We start from the raw sequence: 838 nt of genomic DNA, 5'->3' as shown, positions 1-838 counted from the left end.
TCGCCGCTACTGAGGGAGTCGTTATTTACTTTCTCTTCCTCCAGCTACTAAGATGTTTCAGTTCGCTGGGTTAGCTCGCACCAACCTATATATTCAGTTGGCCGTACATGGGGTTGCCCCATTCGGAAATTCCCGGATCAAAGTGTGCTTCCAACTCCCCGAGACTTATCGCAGGTAACCACGTCCTTCATCGCCTCTGTGTGCCTAGGTATCCTCCGTGAGCCCTTTGTAGCTTGACCAATAACTTCAAAAATTGAAGCATCAGCTTAATAGAATTGTTATTAATGCATTCGCACAAATAATAAATCTGCATCATTAAAGATGCTTATTGTCTTTAAAAATAATCTATGCAGTTGTCAAGGTTCTCTGAAAACAATGAAATTAATTCAATGAGTCCAGCATCTTAATGATTTCATTAGGAAGCTAGATTCGTTCAGAATAATGATCACAACTCAAAACATTTCCTTTCTACCGGTTATGGAAGAGGTGGTAATCAGTGGAGGTAAGCGGACTCGAACCGCTGACATCCTGCTTGCAAAGCAGGCGCTCTACCAACTGAGCTATACCCCCAACATAGAGATATGGGCCATCCTGGACTTGAACCAGGGACCTCACCCTTATCAGGGGTGCGCTCTAACCACCTGAGCTAATGGCCCAGGAAAAATAATGGGTGTGACCTAGAAAAACTTAGGAAATGAAATTCTTAATAAATTAAGAACGTGAGATACCGATCGACCTAAGGTGACAAAATAATAATATTAAACATTTTGTTGTCTCCCTGTTAGGAGGTGATCCAGCCGCACCTTCCGGTACGGCTACCTTGTTACGACTTCACCCC

Annotated in this window: 2 tRNA genes and 2 rRNA genes; all 4 read right to left on the bottom strand. The window is 43.3% G+C overall.

Annotated elements, in window-relative coordinates:
- Positions 1–239, bottom strand: a 23S ribosomal RNA gene (locus tag AMO19_RS04190); the annotation flags it as partial.
- Positions 240–497: 258 nt separating this feature from the next.
- Positions 498–570, bottom strand: a tRNA-Ala gene (locus AMO19_RS04185).
- A 12-nt stretch (positions 571–582) separates the two neighbouring features.
- A tRNA-Ile gene (locus AMO19_RS04180) sits at positions 583–656 on the bottom strand.
- A 125-nt stretch (positions 657–781) separates the two neighbouring features.
- Positions 782–838: ribosomal RNA gene (locus AMO19_RS08685) — 16S ribosomal RNA — on the bottom strand; the annotation flags it as partial.

Source organism: Prochlorococcus marinus, from assembly GCF_001180245.1.
GTDB classification, from domain to species: domain Bacteria; phylum Cyanobacteriota; class Cyanobacteriia; order PCC-6307; family Cyanobiaceae; genus Prochlorococcus_A; species Prochlorococcus_A marinus_F.
The sequence above is the reverse complement of the archived record's forward strand: the minus strand, read 5'-3'. Positions and strand labels throughout refer to the sequence as shown.